Source organism: Rheinheimera sp. (assembly GCF_037442525.1).
Lineage (GTDB): Bacteria > Pseudomonadota > Gammaproteobacteria > Enterobacterales > Alteromonadaceae > Pararheinheimera.
The window spans coordinates 402736-419407 of record NZ_JBBIQD010000003.1 but is presented as its reverse complement, the minus strand read 5'-3'; the positions used below and the strand labels follow the sequence as shown (position 1 = coordinate 419407).

Genomic DNA, 16672 nt, shown 5'->3' with positions numbered 1-16672 from the left:
TAGTCAATCGATGTGACTGGGGCGAAATGGCGCAGTCAACAAAGCCGCAGCTTCAGGTACGACGGGTATATTCAGTCCAGCACCCAGGGCTGCGAATACCAGTAAAAATAACCTTTGTGGCTGCGTGACGGCACTGTGCAGTTATAACGTTTGTGGCTGCTGCGCAGCGGCTCTTTGGCTTTGGCGCTGAAACTATCGTTGCTCAGCCAGCGCACTTCAATGGCTTCACCATTACTAAAGCAGTTCAGCTGCTTGGGGTTTAAATCGGTTAAATCCAGCTGCAGGCTTAAGGTCGGTGGATTGGGTCCTTTAACCGGATCCGCGGCCAGTGCTTTTTTTACCGGCATCGCCAGTGTTTTCAGTTTAGGTTCAAAGTGTTTCAGTGCCGCGTACTGGCTGGACGAAGGGTAACGGGGTAACCGAGTCAGACTGCTGGCAAGCCCGACAGCTCCAGACTGCTGGCCTATGCCGATAAAACCAAGCTGGCTGACCAGCTGTTCCAGTTCTTCACTGAACTCGCCATAGGGATAGGCCAGCCATTTGTGTTTGATGCCCAGCTGCTGCTCCAGTTGCTGCTGCGCCAGTTCAATGTCCTGTTTAACCCTGTTGCGCCAGTCGGCCTTGCTTTCACCTGGTCTGGGTTTGGCCAGATGATCGTGATACGAGCTGTGGTTGGCAATCAGGACACCATCGGCCTGCAGTTTTTTAATCTGCTGCCAGCTCATCACAGGCCCTTCGCGGCGGTCGATCAATGCAGGGCTCAGAAAGACGGTGTAAGGAAAACCAAACTGCTGCAGTATGGGGTGCGCCTGCAGGTAAATATTGTCATACCCATCGTCAAAGGTGATCACCACAGCATTGGCGGCAGGTTCCTGGCCAGACTGCAACTGGTTAAGCAATTGGTCCAGGCCAATCACCTGATACTGCTGGTCTTTTAAAAATTGCAGATGGCTGCGGAATTCTGCCGGAGTCACGCTGGTAGAGCGAGGCGTGCTGGTGCTGACATGGTGGTATTGCAAAATCACCGCGGCCTGGCTGCTCAGTGTCAAAGTCCCCAGTAGCAACAAAGCAAATTTCAGCATGTTTTGCTCCCTGAAATAACAAAAGGCCACCAAGTGGCCTTTTGAGCTGTATACAGATTAGTAATAAGAGTGCTCACCACGCTGGTGGTCGGTGACATCACGCACACCACTCAACTCACCGGAAAACCGGTTTAACAGCTCTTTTTCAATGCCTTCTTTTAAAGTCAGGTCTACCTGGGAGCAGCCGTTACAGCCGCCACCAAACTGCAGCACGGCGACGCCGTCGTCGGTCAGTTCGACGACGGAGACCCGGCCGCCGTGATTGGCCAGCTGAGGATTGATTTCCGCATCAATCACATACTGCACCCGCTCTTTCAGTGGCGCGTCGTTATCCACCTTACGGACTTTGGCGTTGGGCGCTTTTAACGTCAGCTGGGAACCCATCTGATCGGTGACAAAATCAATTTCGGCGTCGACTAAAAATGGTTGGCTTTCGGCATCGACTATCGCAAAGAAGCCATTAAATGACAGCTGAATATCGGTACTTTCCACTGCATCGGCCGGGCAATAAGATACGCCACACTCCGCAGAAACAGTGCCCGGGTTGACCACAAAGACCCGGATATTGGTGCCGGCGGCCTGCTTTTCCAGCAGCTTACTGAAGTGAGCCTGAGCGGTTTCGGAAATTTTGATCATCGGTAGTACCTGACTGAATTACTAGGTTAATGGCTATGATACTCCTGTTCCTTTCCCCCTGCCAGCCCGGCTTGTCGGCAACAAAGCTTTATTGCTAAGGTGAAAACAAAAAGAAGGGGAGCAGCAATGCCACAATTCAAACTATTACTTTGTTCGTTGTTATTGGGGTGCAGTAGTCAAATCGCAATGGCGCAGCCACAAAGTCCTGCGCAATTCTTTGGTTTTCAGTCCGGCGACTGGCATTTACGCCATGATCAAATTCAGATGTATTTTCAACAGTTGGCGGCGGGCTCTGACAAAGCCCGCCTGGAGGTCATTGGCCATACCCATGAACACAAACCATTGCTGCAACTGATAGTGTCTGCACCAGAGAATCTGGCCCGTCTGGAGCAAATCCGCCAGCAGCATCTGGCACAACTCAGTGCGGGCACCGAGCTTTCCGCTGATATTCCGCTGGTGATCTGGCTGGGTTACGGGGTGCATGGCAATGAAAGCAGTGGCCCCAATGCAGCGGTGCGGGTGGCGCACCATTTGCTGACCAGTCAGGATGTCGAAGTTCAGGACTGGCTGAAAAATGCGGTGATCCTGATCCAGCCAAGTTTAAACCCGGACGGACATGAGCGTTTTGCGACCTGGGCCAATATGCACAAAGGCAAAACAGCGGTGGCCGACCCACAAAGCCGCGAACATAGTGAACCCTGGCCCAATGGCCGGCCTAACCATTACTGGTTTGATTTAAACCGGGACTGGCTGCCCTTGCAGCATCCGGAAAGCCAGGCCCGCATTGCCCAGTTTTACAAATGGCGCCCTGAAGTCGTGGGGGATTTCCATGAAATGGGCCCGAACAGCAGTTACTTTTTCCAGCCAGGTATTCCAAGCCGCACTTACCCTCTGACGCCAGCCCGCAACCAGCAACTGACCGCGGAGATTGCGAAATTTCATGCCAGGGCTTTTGATGATCAGGGCAAGCTGTATTACACCGAAGAGAGCTTTGATGATTTTTATGTGGGTAAAGGCTCAACTTACCCAGATGTGAATGGTTCGGTCGGCATTCTGTTTGAGCAGGCCAGCAGCCGGGGTCATCTGCAAGACAGTATCAACGGACCTCTGAGTTTTGCCACCACCATCGACAATCAGTTCACTACTTCCTTATCAACTTTACGTGGTGCACTGAGCCAGAAAAAAACGCTGCAAAATTACCAGCAGGCGTTTTTTCGCGAGTCAGAGCGGTTAGCGGCAGACGAAGCCTACAAAGGCTATATCATTGCGGAAGACCGGGATGCCAGTCGGTTGGATGCTTTATTGAGCCTGCTGGCCAGACACCAGATTAAAGCCTTTGCGCTGACTGAAAAGTGGCAACACAAAGGGGTGACCTATCAGCCGGGCCAGGCCTATTACCTGCCGTTGCAGCAGGCGCAGTATCTGCTGCTAAAAGCGGCTTTCAGCACTGAAACCAATTTCCCGGACAATACCTTTTACGACGTGTCTGCCTGGACTTTACCTTATGCCTTTAATATTGAGTTTGCCAGAACCGGTCGCAGCCCGGCTGTGGCTGAACATGCCTGGCAGGCTACAGCTTCTGTGGCAGTGGCTCCGGTGGCGGGTGCTTATGCGTATGCCTTTGACTGGGCCGACCAACAAGCCCCTCAGCTGACACAGGCGTTATTAACACAGGGCTTGGTGTTGCGGGCGGCCAGCAAAGATTTTGTTGCCCAAACCAAACAGGGCGAACGCAGTTTTAAAGCCGGTGCCATGGTGGTGGCTGCTGGCCTGCAGACGCAGACTGACTGGTTTGAGCGGCTGGGCCGCGTTCTGCAACAAATCAATTTGCCGGTTTATGCCGTGACATCGGGTTTAACAGGGCAAGGCCAGGATCTGGGCAGCAATGGTTTTGTGCCTGTGGCTAAACCCAATGTGCTGCTGGTGGCCGGGCCGGATGTGAATTCTACGGAAGCCGGTGAAGTCTGGTTTAACCTGGAGCAACTGGCAGGTCTTTCGCCAAGCCTGATTGAGCCGCAACGTTTAAGCCGGGTCGACTTAAGCCGTTACAGTCATATTATCTTGCCGGACGGCAGTTACCGGGGATGGGGGGCTGACGAGCAACAACTTCTGCAGCAATGGGCCCGGCAAGGAGGTGTGCTTTGGGGTCACAAAGGCGGAGCTGCCTGGTTGAGCCGGGCTGGTCTGCTGAAAGCCAAAGCCTGGAATCCGGCAGAAATGGCAACGCTGGTCAGTGATGAAGGGGCCGCTTATGGCGATAAAGAAAAACAGGCAGGTAAACGCCGTATCGCCGGTGCCATTTATCAGACCAAACTGGATCTGACGCATCCTCTGAGTTTTGGGCTGAGTCGTGCTGAGCTACCGGTGTTTAAAAACGGCACCTTCCTGCTGATGCCGATGCAGCAGGCCTTTACCAATGTGGCTTTGTACAGTGATAAACCTCAGCTGGCGGGGTATACCACGGCTGAATACGTGGATCGCATTGCTGAGGGGGCTGCCCTGGTTGCCCATAACCTTGGGCAGGGCAGAATCATTGGTATGACAGATAATCCGGTATTTCGTGGTTATTTTGTCGGTTCCAGCCGGTTGCTGATCAATGCGCTTTATTTAGGCAAAATGTTCAGCGCCGATTCGGCTGATGACGATGGTGACGATGACGCCGTCGAGTAAGGGGTCACGGTAAGGCTCCAGATATCCACCCGCTGCACCCCGGCGTTTTTTAACAGCCGGGTCAGCCAGTCCATTGTTGCGCCTGTGGTGACCACATCATCCACCAGCGCAATATGGGCCGGCAAAGGGCCGCTGTTCAACTGAATTTTACCGGCCAGATTGGCCAGCCGCTCCCTGCGTTTCAACCCCGTCTGATGCGGCACCAACGCAGGGCTGTGAAACAAACTCAGGCAGGGCTTCTGCCATTGCCTGGCTATCGCCTGAGCCAGCAACTGAGCCTGATTAAAACCCCGCTGCCTGAGTCTGGCCGCGGATGTCGGCGCAAAACCTATAGCGTCCGCCACTATAGCCGGGCTCTGCGACAGGGCTGCGGCTTTTTCTGCCAGTAACTGGCATAATAACTCGCCTTCAGCCAGTCCCTGCTGAAACTTCCAGCGTTGGATCCAATGCCGGTAAGGCTGTTGGTACCAGGCTAATGTATACAAGGCATCAAAACGGGCCTGTGATAACCCTTTTTGCACGGGTGGCAAAAGCAGCGAGTTCTGCTGGGTCAGGCTGGCGTCCAGTCTGGGTAAATGCTGGTGACAACAGGTACAAAGCTGAGGCTCGTCTGGGGCCAGAGGTTGCTGGCACCATAAACAGACAGACGGCAGTAACTGGTGGGCGAAGCGGCTGAGCCAGAGATTGATCGCGGACATCCTGTCCATCTCCAAACGAAAGAGAGTTCAAGTATGGTGGATTCACCAACAAACACCAGTACTTTGGTATTGCTTCATGGCTGGGGCCTGAACCAACAGGTCTGGAGTCAGCTGTTGCCGCAGCTTCCGCCACAGCAGCCGGTTTTGGCGCTGAATATTCCGGGGTTTGGCGGAAGTCAGGCTCCTGCGCCTTATCAGCTTGAACTGGTGCTGGATCAACTGGCCAGCCAGATCCCGCAGCAGTCGGTGTTGGTCGGCTGGTCTTTGGGCGGGCTGCTGGCACTGTTGCTGGCCAGCCGTCACCCGGCAAAAGTAAAAACCCTGGGTTTGGTGGCCAGCAGCCCGAAGTTTCTGAAAGGGGACGACTGGCCAGGAATGGAAGGGGCTGTGATGCGTCAGTTTGCACAATCGTTACAACAGGATTTGGCTGGGACTGTGGAACGGTTTCTTGCTATCCAGGCCATGGGTAGCAGCTCAGCACGTCAGGATATTAAGCACTTGCGTCAGGCGGTGCTGAGTTTGCCATTACCCACCGCGCCAAGCCTGGAGCAAGGACTGCACTGGCTGGCTGAACTCGATGCCCGTGAGCAGCTTTCTGCTTTGCCGCACAAAGTGTTTGGCCTGTATGGCCGGCTGGATTCCTTAGTGCCCGCTGCTGTGCTGCCTCTGCTTAAGCAGCTTCGGCCTGATGCCGATTGGACCTTACTGGACAAAGCCTCGCACGCACCTTTTATTTCCCATCCTGATTATTTCCTCTCCTGGGTACTCAAGCTGCTGGCTGTCGAAGATTAGAGAGTTTTTTCTACAGGAAACGGCAAAAACTTGCCGTTCTGCTTCCGTTTTTATTGGTTTTGGCCAATAATTAAGCACTTTATCCATTAACGGAGGCTTGTGATGGAAATCAGTTCAGCTTTTTCCAGTGGTTTACAGGGCTACCAGCGAGCATCAGACCGAGTCACTGAAGCGACCATTAACATTAATCAGCAAACTGCCGCATCCCGCAACCAGCAGCAATTGGAAACTCCGACCGAGCCTGTCAGCGCAGTGTCGGTGGAACAAAGCCTGGTTGATTTAACCGAAGCGCAGGATCAGGCGGAAGCCAATCTGAAGTCTGTGCAAACCGCCGATGAGGTATTGGGTTCTATTATTGATATCCGGGTGTAACTAACCAATGATCCTCACTTCGAATTATCCAAACGTACCTTTGTATGTGGGTAATCCGGCCACTGATTTGGTCCGGCGCGACAACGCGCGCCGCGAAGTGATAGAACCAGTGCGGGAGATGGAACGTTCTGCCGCCGAAAAAGGTGTCCAGACCGACGATAAAGGCCGGGACGCCCGTCAGACCCAGCTCTCCTATCAGGAAGACAGCAAAACCAAAGGCTTGGACTATGAACAGGCTGTCACTGGAAAAGACCCAAAAGACCAGGATCAAGAAGGCAAACAGCAATCTTCGCAACAGCAGTCTGATGCAGAAAAACGGCAGCAGCAGGCGGAGAAAAAAGAAGTTGCTGAATTAAAAGCCAGGGATCAGGAAGTGCGGGCACATGAACAGGCCCATGCGGCTGTAGGGGGGCAATATGCCGGCTCGCCCAGTTATGAGTACCAAACAGGTCCAGATGGTCAAAAGTACGCTGTGGGTGGTGAAGTTCAAATTGATATCTCTGAAATCCCGAATGATCCCCAGGCCACCATTGCCAAAATGCAGCAGGTGAAAGCGGCGGCTTTGGCTCCGGCTGAACCTTCGGGGGCTGACCGGGCCATCGCCGCAGAAGCCAGCCGCCGGATGCAGGAAGCCCGGGCTGATTTGGTCAGTGAAACGCATCAGGACTACCGGGAAGCCAGTCAGCCTGACACTGAAGAAACCTCAGACCCTGACACGGTGCCGGACTCAGAAAATGGTCCTGTGTACAGGTCGAAAGTGTCGAAAACCTTGCAGGAGCCGTTGATGCAACTGCGTTCAGAAGTGATTGCGGGTTTTTATTCACGTTCAACCATTCCCAGTGAACGTCCTTTGCTGCAAACCGCCTGACCTTTTGGTTTTCAGAAAAAAGGCCGCTGAGTGCGGCCTTCTTCATTGGGGAGCTGTTACTTTTTCAGCTTGGCGAACGCAGCAGCAAAGGCATTGCCCATAGCTGCATTGGGGTTGTCCATGGCTTTTGGTGTTTTGGCGGCTTTCACTGCAGGGCCGCGGGTGCCCGGCTCTTTGCCTGCAGCCGCTTTAGCCTGAGGTTGTTCGTCCATCCGCATGGTCAGCGCAATACGTTTGCGGTCCAGCTCGACTTCCAGCACTTTTACTTTGACAATGTCGCCGGCCTTGACCACCTGATGCGGGTCTGAGACGAATTTGTCAGTCAAAGAGGAAATGTGTACCAGACCATCCTGATGCACGCCGATATCGACAAAAGCACCGAAGTTGGTCACGTTGGTCACCACCCCTTCCAGCAGCATACCAGGCTTCAGATCGGCCATGGTTTCGACGCCATCTTTGAATTGTGCCGTTTTAAACTCAGGACGGGGGTCACGGCCGGGTTTATCCAGCTCGCGGATCACGTCTTCCACAGTCGGCAAACCATAACGTTCGTCGACAAACTCAGCCGGGTTCAGGCTGCGCAAAAAGCTGCTGTTGCCAATCAGTTCAGCCACAGGTTTGCCGAACTTTGCCAGAATTTTTTCCACCAGGGGATAAGCTTCCGGGTGAACGGCGGAGGCATCCAGCGGGTTGGCGCCTTGGCTAATCCGTAAGAAACCAGCGGCCTGTTCGAACGCTTTGGGGCCAAGGCGCGCCACATTCAGCAAATCTTTACGCTGAGCGAAGCGGCCATTGGTGTCGCGGTACACCACAATATTCTGCGCCAGAGTTTTGTTCAGCCCGGCCACCCGGGCGAGCAGCGGGACTGACGCTGTGTTCAGGTCGACACCGACGGCGTTTACACAGTCTTCAACGACCGCATCCAGTGATTTGGTCAGCAGGCTTTGGTTCACATCGTGCTGATACTGACCGACGCCTATGGCTTTGGGCTCAATTTTCACCAGCTCAGCCAGCGGGTCCTGCAAACGACGGCCAATGGAGACAGCACCACGCAACGACACATCCAGGGCCGGAAATTCCAGCGCTGCCAATTCAGACGCCGAGTATACGGATGCACCAGCTTCAGACACCATAATTTTGGTGATGGCCTGCTCAGGCAGCAGTTTAATCACTTCCGCAGCCAGTTTGTCGGTCTCCCGTGACGCAGTGCCGTTCCCAATAGCTATCAGTTCCACTTTGTACTGTTTGCAATAAGCTGCCAGGGTGCGGACTGACTTGTCCCAGTGGTTCTGTGGCGCATGCGGAAAGACAGTGGTGGTGTCCAGCAACTTGCCGGTTTCATCAATAGCGACCACTTTCACTCCTGTGCGTAAACCCGGGTCCAAAGCCAGGGTCGGGCGCAGGCCGGCAGGGGCCGCCATCAGCAGGTCTTTCAGGTTACGGGCAAACACTTTAATGGCTTCTTCTTCCGCCATGTCACGCAGCTCACCCAATAAATCGTTTTCCAGGTGCAGGTGCAGTTTCACCTTCCAGGTCCATTGCACCACGGTGCGCAGGAAATCATCGGCCGGCCGGCCTTGCTGGCGCAGGTCAAAGTGGCTGGCGATCATCTGCTCACAGCTGGCATGGGCTGTGGTTTCATCGGCATCAGGTTGCAACTGCAGGTTTAAAATGCCTTCGTTACGGCCGCGGAACATGGCCAAAGCCCGGTGTGACGGCACCGACTTCAAGTTTTCGCTATGGGCAAAGTAGTCACGGAACTTCACGCCTTCCTGCTCTTTACCTGCGATCACAGTGCTTTTCAGCACGGCATACTGGCCCAAATGACGGCGCAGTTTCGCCAGCAGTGCCGCATCTTCGGCAAAACGTTCCATCAGAATGTATTTGGCGCCATCCAGCACAGCTTTGATGTCGGCAAACCCAGCTTCGGCATTGAAATAACGGCTGGCTTCCTGCTCAGGGCTTAATTCCGGATCGGCCAAAAGTGCCTCTGCCAGTGGCAATAAACCGGCTTCGATGGCGATTTGGCCTTTGGTACGGCGTTTGGCTTTGTAAGGCAGGTACAAGTCTTCCAAACGGGTTTTGTTGTCGGCGCTTTGAATATCGCGCTCCAGCTCAGCAGTCAGTTTGCCTTGTTCGGCAATGGTTTTCAGGATCACCTGACGACGATCTTCCAGTTCGCGCAAGTAGGTCAGTCGGCTTTCCAGGGTCCGCAGTTGGGTATCGTCCAGTCCGCCAGTGACTTCTTTGCGGTAACGGGCAATAAAAGGCACTGTGGCACCTTCATCCAGCAATTGAATGGCGGCAGCCACCTGTTCGGCTTTGGCGGCAATTTCTGCTGCAATTTGTTTGGTAATCATTGACATAGAATCAATACATCCTTGGTCAAGGCCGCTACATCATGGCCTTTGGTCAGTTCAGGTGCAGGCATTGTCCACTTTTACACAAAGCTTGCCAATGCCATTGCGCTGGTCGCTTAACGCAACCAGCCCAGCACACGCTGTTTCCAGCTTTGATAGGGGGCGAAACGCAGAGGAGGTTCTGGCAGGAAGGTACGGCGCAGTACAGATTTTAAGTGGCTGAACTGGTCGAAACCTGCTTTGCCTGAATACTGTCCCATACCACTGGGGCCTGTACCACCAAACGGCAGTTCAGCCACAGCCATAAACAGGATCACGTCGTTAATGCACTGGCTGCCGCTGCTGATTCGGTCCACCCACTGTTGTTGCTGCTGGCTGTCGGCGCTGAACAGGTAAGCGGCCAGAGGCTTCTCCCGGCGACGGATAAACTCCAGCGCCTGCTCATAGTGGCTGACTTTGAGTATTGGCAGCACTGGGCCGAAGATCTCCTGTTGCATCAGCGGGCTGTCGACAGCGGGCTCCAGCACCAAAGTCGGTTCGATGTAACGGTCAGTTTCATCGGTTTTGCCACCCAGCACCTGAGGTTGGTGCTGCAGATAACCCAAAATACGCTGCATATGGCGGCTGTTCACAATACGACCATAATCCGGGCTTTGCTGCGGGTCGTCGCCAAACATCTGTTTGATCTGTTGCTGCAACGCTTCAATCAACTGCGCTTCGACATCTTTATGCACCAGCACATAGTCCGGTGCAATACAGGTTTGGCCGGCATTCAGCCATTTGCCCCAGGCCAGTCGCTGCGCGGTCAGTGGGATATTGGCACTGGCGTCCACATACACCGGGCTTTTGCCGCCCAGCTCCAGGGTGACAGGCGTCAGATGTTCGGCCGCGGCACGCATCACTATTTTGCCAACCTGGCCGTTGCCAGTGTACATCAGGTAGTCAAAAGGCAGCTCCAGCAGGGCTGTGGTTTCAGCCACACCACCTTCCACCACCTGTACCGCTTGTGCGTCCAGGTAACGGGGGATCAGCCGGGCTATTAAAGCAGAGGTGGCTGGCGACAGTTCAGAGGGCTTGATCACGGCCATATTGCCAGCTGCAATAGCGGGCACCAAAGGCCCCAATGCCAGCTGCAGCGGGTAATTCCAGGCACCGATAATCAGCATGACCCCATAAGGCTCAGGTTGAACGTAAGCCATTGAGGGCCACAGCATCAGGGGGGCTTTGACCCGCCGGGCTTTGCTCCATTTTTTTAACTGCTTCAGGGTATGACGGATCTCGGCATCCAGGTAGGCAATTTCAGTCAGCCAGCTTTCAAATGGTGCTTTACCCAGATCTTGTTGCAAGGCTTCCTGCCATTCTTGCTGATGGTTCTGCAGCATCTGCCGCATCGCCTGTAATTGCTGACGCCTCCATTGCAGTGAGCGGCTGGCGCCTGAAGCAAAGTACTGTTGCTGCTGCTGAAATGGGGTTTGATACGGATTCATTGTTGCTCCTGTGGGTACCAAATTTTATTCACCAGCCAGGTCTTAGGGCCTGCCGGGGTATTCACCTGAACTTCGTCGTCTATCTGCTTTTTAATCAGCGCTCTGGCCATAGGCGCATCAATAGAGATGTAATCTTTCCGGCCATAAATTTCGTCCGGCCCGACAATACGAAAGCAGAGTTGCTCACCTTCGTCATTTTCTATTTCCACCCAGGCACCAAAAAACACTTTACCCTGTTGTTGTGGTGAATAGTCCACCACTTTTAACACTTCCAGCCGTTTTCGCAAATAACGGACCCTTCGGTCAATTTCCCGCAACAACTTCTTGTTGTATTGATAATCGGCGTTTTCGCTGCGATCGCCGAGGCTGGCTGCCCAGGCCACTTTGGCTGTGGTGTCTGGTCGTTTTTCCCGCCACAGCTGGTTCAGTTCTTGTTGCAGCGCTTCATAGCCTTCACGGGTGATTAATTCTGTTTTCATACCAATTGGATGAGAGTTGTTATTCCCTGACGTTATAGCGATTCTGCAGCGCGCTGAACAGAGAGCCTTGATTTTTCTTTGAATTATTTCCGCTGCATGACAGGGAATTACAAAGTGTGAAATTATTTTTCCATTTAATTCATTGGGTTACGTGAATTTCTCCACTTATTTGAAAATAATCTTTTACTGTCATTTAGGTGTAACAAAAATATGCTAGGCGTTTGGCGCGTTGCTGGCTATAGTGAACTTGTGTTCAGATAAAAGGAGACCACTATGAAAGCAAAAATCACAGGTCTGCTGGTCCTTGCAGTAGCACTGATCCTCGGTGGTTGCAGCTCATCAGCCAACTACGCGTACCAGATTGACCAACAACAGTTAGAAAAACAGCAAAATTCGACCCGGTTAAGTGCGCATACCGGTCACGTGGTATGGATGAATCCACCGCTGAAAAAAGTTGAAAAAGTGCAGACAAATTAAGTCGTTCCGACAAACTTTGTAACACATGAACCCGTCACAGCAGCTTCTGTGACGGGTTTTTTCGTTTATAGTGGTCTGGTGGCGTGGAGGGGGATTTATGTTAGGACAGGAAACCACCAAGATCTTAGTGGTCGACGACGATATGAGGTTGCGGGCTTTGCTGGAGCGTTATTTGGTCGAGCAGGGGTATATAGTGCGGACTTCGGCCAACTATGAACAGATGCAACGGCTGATGGAGCGCGAACATTTCCATTTGCTGGTACTGGATTTGATGTTGCCGGGCGAAGATGGTCTGTCCATTTGCCGTAAGTTGCGTCAGCAGGACAATGAAATTCCTATCATTATGCTGACAGCCAAAGGCGATGAAGTGGACCGTATTATTGGCCTGGAGATGGGGGCAGATGATTACCTGCCAAAACCCTTTAACCCGCGTGAACTGCTGGCGCGCATCCGTGCCGTGCTGCGCCGCAAGTCCAAAGAGTTACCTGGTGCGCCAACCCAGGAAGAAACCTTGGTCAAGTTTGGTCCTTTCACCTTCAATTTAGCCACCCGTGAAATGCACAGGGGTGACGAGCTGATGCCACTGACCAGCGGGGAGTTTGCTGTGCTGAAAGTGTTGGTCAGCCATGCACGCGAGCCGTTGTCGCGTGACAAACTGATGAATCTGGCCCGGGGCCGCGATTATTCCGCGATGGAACGCAGCATTGATGTCCAGGTATCGCGTTTACGCCGCATGTTGGAAGATGACCCGGCCAACCCACGTTACATTCAAACGGTCTGGGGCCTGGGTTATGTGTTTGTGCCGGACGGTGCTGTCAGTTAGATGCGTCTGATCCCACGCAGTGCCTTTGGCCAGACCGTTTTTCTGATTGGCATTCTGTTATTGATCAACCAGCTGGTGTCTTACCTTTCAGTGGTTTATTACGTGATTAAACCCAGCTACCAGCAAATTAATCATCTGATCGCCAAACAAATCAAAGTGGTGTTTATTGATGTGGACCATCGGGACCATTTGTTGTCTGAAGAATTGACCCGGCGCTTTCAGCAAGCGACGGGTATTGAAGTGTACACAGATGCCACAGCCCTCCAACATGGCTTAAACGAAGCCAGTTATTACCAGTATTTTTCCGAAGAAATGTCGCATGAGCTGGGCGGGCCAGCGGAAGTCCGTATCGCCCAACAAAACAATTATGCCTTTTGGGTGAAACCACCCCAGGCGCCACAGTATTGGGTCAAAGTGCCTTTAACAGGGCTGGATGAAACTGATTTTTCTCCGCTGAAAATTTATGTGCTGGTGATTGGCTTTTTAAGTGTGGCGGGTGGCTGGCTTTTTGCCCGACAGCTGAACCGGCCTTTGCAGGCCTTGCAGCAGGCGGCATTAAAAGTCGGGCGGGGCGAAATTCCTGAGCCTATACCTGAGCAGGGCTCCACTGAAATAGTGGCGGTGACCCGGGCTTTTAACCATATGGCCAAAGGGATAGGGCAACTGGAACAAGACCGTAATCTGCTGATGGCCGGGGTGTCGCATGATTTGCGCACGCCCCTGACCCGTATCCGGCTGGCCAGCGAAATGGTCAGTGAGCAGGACAACTGGATCCGCGATGGCATCGCCAGCGACATCGATGATATGAACGCCATTATCGACCAGTTTATTGATTACATTCGCCACCACAAAGAAGAAAACCTGCAAAATGATGACCTGAATGCGCTGGTGTCTGAACAAATCAGTGCTGATCGTCTGCAGAAACGTGAGATCAATGCGCACCTCGACCACCATTTACCGCTGGTCCCACTGCGGCGTATTGCGGTGAAACGGGTACTGACCAATCTGATCGAAAATGCACTGAAGTACTCAGATGGTGCCATTGAAGTCAGTACCGGACTGGAACGGGCCAGCAAAAGGGTGTTTGTCCAGGTACGCGACCACGGACCTGGTATTCCGGAGCCGGAAATGGCGCGCATGCTGGAACCATTTGCGCAGGGCGACATAGCCAGGGGCAGCGGCGGTTCAGGGTTGGGTCTGGCCATTATTAAAAAAATTGTTGATATGCACCAAGGGCAAATCAGCATGCATAACCATGCTTATGGTGGCCTGGTCGTGACAGTGTACTTTCCGCTGAAACAAGAAAAAGGGACCGGAGTTTAGCCCGGTCCCTGAGTTCATTCTTGGTTGCAGTTACACTTTAGGACCGGCGTTACGGATAGCGTCCGATACCTCGTATTTCTTAAAGTTATTGGCAAACTCTGCCGCCAGTTTGGCCGCGTACTGATCATAAGCCGCTTTATCGGCCCAGGTGTCACGTGGGTTCAGCAGTGTGCTGTCCACCCCTGTTACTTGCAGCGGCACATTCAGGTTCAGCTGTGGCAGGTGCACAGTTTCAGCGCTGGCCAGCTCACCGGACACTATGGCGTCAATAATGGCGCGGGTGGTCGGGATATCAAAACGTTTGCCAACCCCATGTGGGCCGCCGGTCCAGCCGGTGTTCACCAGATAGACTTTGGAATTGAATTCACGCACCCTTTTGATCAGCAATTCAGCATAAACACCGGCCGGGCGTGGGAAAAACGGCGCACCAAAACAGGTGGAGAAGGTCGATTCAATGGCGGCTGTGGAGCCAATTTCGGTCGAGCCTACTTTGGCGGTGTAACCACTTAAGAAGTGGTAAGCAGCCGCTTCTTCTGACAGCACAGACACAGGGGGCAACACACCACTGACGTCACAGGTTAGAAACACCACAGCTTTAGGTTCACCGGCGCGGTTTTCCAGCACACGTTTTTCCACATGAGCCAGTGGGTAAGCGGCGCGGCTGTTTTGGGTCAGGCTGGCGTCTTTGTAATCTGGCGTGCGGTTATCGTCCAGCACCACGTTTTCCAGAATGGTACCAAAGCGAATGGCGTCCCAAATCACAGGTTCGTTTTTCTGTGACAGGTCAATACATTTGGCGTAACAACCGCCTTCAATATTAAAGACGCTGCCTGGTGCCCAGCCGTGTTCATCGTCACCTATCAGAAAACGTTTCGGGTCGGCAGACAAGGTGGTTTTGCCGGTGCCAGATAAACCGAAGAACAAGGTGGTGTCGCCATCTTCCCCAACGTTGGCAGAGCAGTGCATGGGCAGCACGCCTTTGGCGGGCAACAGGAAGTTCTGTACAGAGAACATGGCTTTTTTCATTTCACCGGCATAACGCATACCGGCCAGCAGCACTTTACGCTCTGCGAAGTTAATCATCACAGTGCCGTCGCTGTGGGTACCATCACGCTCCGGGTCGCAGCTGAAGGACGGGACGTTCAGAACTTGCCAGTGATCTTTGCCGGCTTTATTCCAGTGCGCAGGGGTGATAAACAGGTTTTTGGCGAAAATATGCTGCCAGGCTGTTTCTGTGGTCACTGTCATGGGAATGTAGTGCTCGGCGTCAGCACCTACTTCAAGGTGCGAAACAAAATGCTCCCTGGTCGCAATAAAATCACTGACCCGGGCCCACAAGGCGTCAAATTTGGCGGCATCAAAGGGCTGGTTCACATTGCCCCATTGAATATCTGCTTCAGTGCCAGGCTCTTTGACAATAAAACGGTCTTTGGGTGAACGGCCGGTCCTGTGACCGGTTTTTACCACTAAAGCGCCGTTATCTGCCAACACACCTTCGCCACGGCGAATCGCATGCTCAACTAAATCCGCCACAGGTAAATCAATGTGACGAGTAATTGTAGAGGTCATTGTAGGGTGACTCCTTGAGGTACATAAGTCGGTTATTGAGGTGTTTTATAGCTATTCTGGCGGGGATTGTACTGTATTTGACCTGTCGATACGACCCTTGGAGTGGGGATTTGACAGCTTTTTATCAGCTTTTTTGAAAGTTTACAGGGCGGGTTACAATCCGCCCTGTCAGATGGCTCAGAACTTCGTCAGTATCAGCGCCAGTTCGCTTTGATCAAAACGGTAGGTGGTATTGCAGTAATCGCAGCAGATGTCCAGCTTGCCTTCGGCTATATGTTCTTCAACCGCATTTTTGCCCAATGAAATAATGGCGGCTTCGCATTTTTCTTTGGAGCAACCACAAACAAACTGCACGGGCTGCGCCGGAAACAGTTCCACATCTTCTTCGTGGTAAAGGCGGTGCAGCATTTGTTCGACCGGCAATTCCAGCAGCTCAGGTGCCGTAATGGTATCCGTCAGTACCACCAAATGGTCAAAGTCCTGTTTGGCTTTTTCCGGGTCGACCGGCAGCACCTGCAGCAACAAGCCAGCGGCTCTGCTGCTGTCGGCTGTCAGATCGCTGAACAGGTACAAGCGGGTGGGTAACTGCTCAGACTGAACAAAATAAGCTTCCAGCGTTTCTTTTAAGCTGTTGCCAACCAGTGGAATAACGCCCTGATAACGTTCGCCTTGTTTGGGCGTAATGGTGACCAACATAAAACCTTCACCAATCAGCTCACGGAAACTGTCTCCCGCGATTTCAGCCTGTAACCGCGCTACGCCACGAAACTGCTGGTTGGAACTGCCGTTGACGGCCAGATAACGGATAGTGCCATCCCCCTGCAACTGCACAGCAATATCACCATCGAATTTCAGCGTAGCGGTCAGCAGGCTGGTGGCTGTCACCAGTTCGGCCAGCAGTTGTTTGACAGGGTAAGGGTAATTGTGGTTTGCCAGCATCTGGTGCAGGCTGTCACTGACATACGCCAGTTCACCACGCACATCGCGGTGGCTGAATAAAAAACGTTGTAGTAAATCTCTGTTCATGGGCTACCTG

At 53.0% G+C, this 16672-nt stretch carries 15 protein-coding genes; 7 read left to right on the top strand and 8 right to left on the bottom strand.

Annotation, left to right across the window (positions count from 1 at the left end; all coding sequences use genetic code 11):
- Positions 1-71: 71 nt before the first annotated feature.
- Together WKJ03_RS08275 and nfuA are read right to left on the bottom strand one after the other, a co-directional pair.
- The gene (locus WKJ03_RS08275; protein ID WP_337841710.1) at positions 72-1082 is read right to left on the bottom strand and encodes a polysaccharide deacetylase family protein; all 1011 of its coding nucleotides are present in this window, start codon (positions 1080-1082) and stop codon (positions 72-74) included.
- A gap of 57 nt (positions 1083-1139) precedes the next feature.
- Positions 1140-1718, bottom strand: coding sequence for a Fe-S biogenesis protein NfuA (gene nfuA / locus WKJ03_RS08270; protein WP_337841709.1), 579 nt, complete (start codon positions 1716-1718; stop codon positions 1140-1142).
- Positions 1719-1844: 126 nt separating this feature from the next.
- Between nfuA and WKJ03_RS08265 the strand changes: the two genes are divergently transcribed.
- Positions 1845-4388, top strand: coding sequence for a M14 metallopeptidase family protein (locus WKJ03_RS08265; RefSeq protein ID WP_337841708.1), 2544 nt, complete (start codon positions 1845-1847; stop codon positions 4386-4388).
- Here the strand turns inward: WKJ03_RS08265 and WKJ03_RS08260 are convergent.
- Positions 4322-5086 (bottom strand): ComF family protein, encoded by a 765-nt coding sequence (locus WKJ03_RS08260; protein ID WP_337841707.1) that lies wholly within the window; start codon positions 5084-5086, stop codon positions 4322-4324. The two genes, WKJ03_RS08265 and WKJ03_RS08260, sit on opposite strands and share 67 nt — an antisense overlap.
- Before the next feature lie 33 nt (positions 5087-5119).
- On the opposite strand from WKJ03_RS08260, the gene bioH reads away from it, so the two are divergent.
- The 3 genes from bioH (at position 5120) to WKJ03_RS08245 (ending at position 7118) form a co-directional block, all read left to right on the top strand.
- Positions 5120-5878, top strand: coding sequence for a pimeloyl-ACP methyl ester esterase BioH (gene bioH / locus WKJ03_RS08255; protein WP_337841706.1), 759 nt, complete (start codon positions 5120-5122; stop codon positions 5876-5878).
- 102 nt (positions 5879-5980) lie between these two features.
- Positions 5981-6250 carry a flagellar basal body rod C-terminal domain-containing protein gene (locus WKJ03_RS08250; protein WP_337841705.1) on the top strand — a complete coding sequence of 90 codons (270 nt, stop codon included), beginning with the start codon at positions 5981-5983 and terminating at the stop codon, positions 6248-6250.
- Positions 6251-6257: 7 nt separating this feature from the next.
- The gene (locus WKJ03_RS08245) at positions 6258-7118 is read left to right on the top strand and encodes a putative metalloprotease CJM1_0395 family protein (protein ID WP_337841704.1); all 861 of its coding nucleotides are present in this window, start codon (positions 6258-6260) and stop codon (positions 7116-7118) included.
- 56 nt (positions 7119-7174) lie between these two features.
- Here the strand turns inward: WKJ03_RS08245 and WKJ03_RS08240 are convergent, their stop codons facing one another.
- From WKJ03_RS08240 to greB, 3 genes are all read right to left on the bottom strand, one after another.
- The gene (locus WKJ03_RS08240) at positions 7175-9484 is read right to left on the bottom strand and encodes a Tex family protein (protein ID WP_337841703.1); all 2310 of its coding nucleotides are present in this window, start codon (positions 9482-9484) and stop codon (positions 7175-7177) included.
- Positions 9485-9594: 110 nt separating this feature from the next.
- Complete coding sequence (locus WKJ03_RS08235; protein WP_337841702.1) at positions 9595-10965, bottom strand: aldehyde dehydrogenase family protein; 1371 nt, start codon at positions 10963-10965, stop codon at positions 9595-9597.
- Positions 10962-11444: a transcription elongation factor GreB gene (gene greB, locus WKJ03_RS08230; protein WP_337841701.1), complete on the bottom strand. Its 483-nt coding sequence runs from the start codon at positions 11442-11444 to the stop codon at positions 10962-10964. The genes WKJ03_RS08235 and greB overlap by 4 nt, the downstream gene beginning before the upstream one ends.
- A 273-nt stretch (positions 11445-11717) precedes the next feature.
- Between greB and WKJ03_RS08225 the strand changes: the two genes are divergently transcribed.
- From WKJ03_RS08225 to envZ, 3 genes are all read left to right on the top strand, one after another.
- Positions 11718-11921: a hypothetical protein gene (locus tag WKJ03_RS08225; protein WP_337841700.1), complete on the top strand. Its 204-nt coding sequence runs from the start codon at positions 11718-11720 to the stop codon at positions 11919-11921.
- Between the two features lie 97 nt (positions 11922-12018).
- On the top strand, positions 12019-12744 hold the full coding sequence (gene ompR / locus WKJ03_RS08220; protein ID WP_337841699.1) for a two-component system response regulator OmpR: 726 nt from the start codon (positions 12019-12021) through the stop codon (positions 12742-12744).
- Positions 12745-14067, top strand: coding sequence for a two-component system sensor histidine kinase EnvZ (gene envZ / locus WKJ03_RS08215; protein WP_337841698.1), 1323 nt, complete (start codon positions 12745-12747; stop codon positions 14065-14067). It abuts the gene before it with no gap.
- 30 nt (positions 14068-14097) lie between these two features.
- On the opposite strand, the gene WKJ03_RS08210 is transcribed toward envZ, so the two are convergent.
- Positions 14098-15636 (bottom strand): phosphoenolpyruvate carboxykinase, encoded by a 1539-nt coding sequence (locus WKJ03_RS08210; protein WP_337841697.1) that lies wholly within the window; start codon positions 15634-15636, stop codon positions 14098-14100.
- A 177-nt stretch (positions 15637-15813) separates the two neighbouring features.
- Positions 15814-16662, bottom strand: coding sequence for an Hsp33 family molecular chaperone HslO (gene hslO, locus WKJ03_RS08205; protein ID WP_337841696.1), 849 nt, complete (start codon positions 16660-16662; stop codon positions 15814-15816).
- Positions 16663-16672: the final 10 nt, after the last annotated feature.